Below are 1254 nucleotides of genomic sequence, written 5' to 3'. Positions count from 1 at the left end.
GTCCCCGTCTTGTCGAAGACGATCGTCTCGAGGTTGCGCGCTTCCTCCATCGCGATTCGGTCGCGAACGAGCATCCCGTTACTGGCGGCCAGCGAGGTGTTGATCGCAACCACGAGTGGGATAGCCAGCCCCAGCGCGTGGGGACAGGCGATCACGAGGACGGTGACGACCCGCTCGATCACGGCCGCGTCGAACGAGGTCGCGACCGTCCACGCGATGGCGGTCACGGCCGCCGCGCCGACGGCGACGTAGAACAGCCAGCCCGCAGCGCGGTCGGCGAGTGCCTGCGTCTCCGACTTCCCCTCCTGGGCCTCTTCGACCAACCGCATGATCCCCGCCAGCGTTGTCTCCTCACCAGTCGCCTCGATTCGGACACGGAGGCTCCCGTCGCCGTTGATCGTCCCGCCGATCACCTCGTCGCCCGGCGCCTTGGAGACGGGCATCGACTCGCCAGTGATCATCGATTCGTTCACGTCCGACTCCCCCGTCTCGACGACGCCGTCGGCGGGGACGCTCGCGCCGGGACGAACGAGGACGAGATCGCCCTCGGAGAGGTCACTCACCGGCACTTCCTCTGTGTCGCCGTCTTCGGTGATTCGCTCGGCGGTGTCGGGCATGAGCTTCGCCAGTTCGTCGAGCGCGCTTTGGGCCCGCCTGACCGAGCGCATCTCGATCCAATGACCGAGCAGCATGATGTCGATCAGCGTCACGAGCTCCCAGAAGAACGCCGACTCGGTCGGCAGGACGACGCTCGCGAGGCTGTAGACGAACGCGACCGTGATCGCCATCGAGATGAGCGTCATCATCCCCGGCGAGCGCTTCCGCAGTTCGGGGACGGCCATCCGGAGGAACGGCACGCCGCCGTACGCGAAGACGACGACCGCGAAGACCGGATTGATCCACTCGCTTCCGGGAAACGCCGGGACGGAAAACCCGAGCCAGTCCTGCAGCATCTCGCTGTAGAGGAGGACCGGAATCGACAGCAGCGTCGAGACGAAAAAGCGCCGGCGGAACATCCGTTCGTGGCCCTCGTGCATGCCGCCGTGGCCGTGATCGCCGTCGTCGTGGCCTTCGTGATCGTCGCGACCGTGACCGCCGTGCTCGCGGCCCCCCTCGCGACCTCGTTCGTGTCGGTTTTCGATCTCTCGTTCGGCTTCGTCGGCGTCCGTCGCCTCCTCCTCGAGCATCGACCGTTCCGTTCGCGGCTCCTCGCCTTCGCCCTCGGGCGACGCCGTCCCGTTCGACGGCCTGTCA

Annotated in this window: 1 protein-coding gene; it reads right to left on the bottom strand. The window is 67.1% G+C overall.

The window, feature by feature from the left end; translation table 11 throughout:
• A partial coding sequence (locus tag ATJ93_RS23200; RefSeq protein WP_394338807.1) for an HAD-IC family P-type ATPase occupies positions 1-1187 on the bottom strand: 1187 nt, incomplete at its 3' end.
• Between the last annotated feature and the right edge of the window lie 67 nt (positions 1188-1254).

Origin of the sequence: Halopiger aswanensis (assembly GCF_003610195.1) — an archaeon.
Lineage (GTDB): Archaea > Halobacteriota > Halobacteria > Halobacteriales > Natrialbaceae > Halopiger > Halopiger aswanensis.
This window is presented reverse-complemented; position numbering and strand designations above follow the sequence as displayed.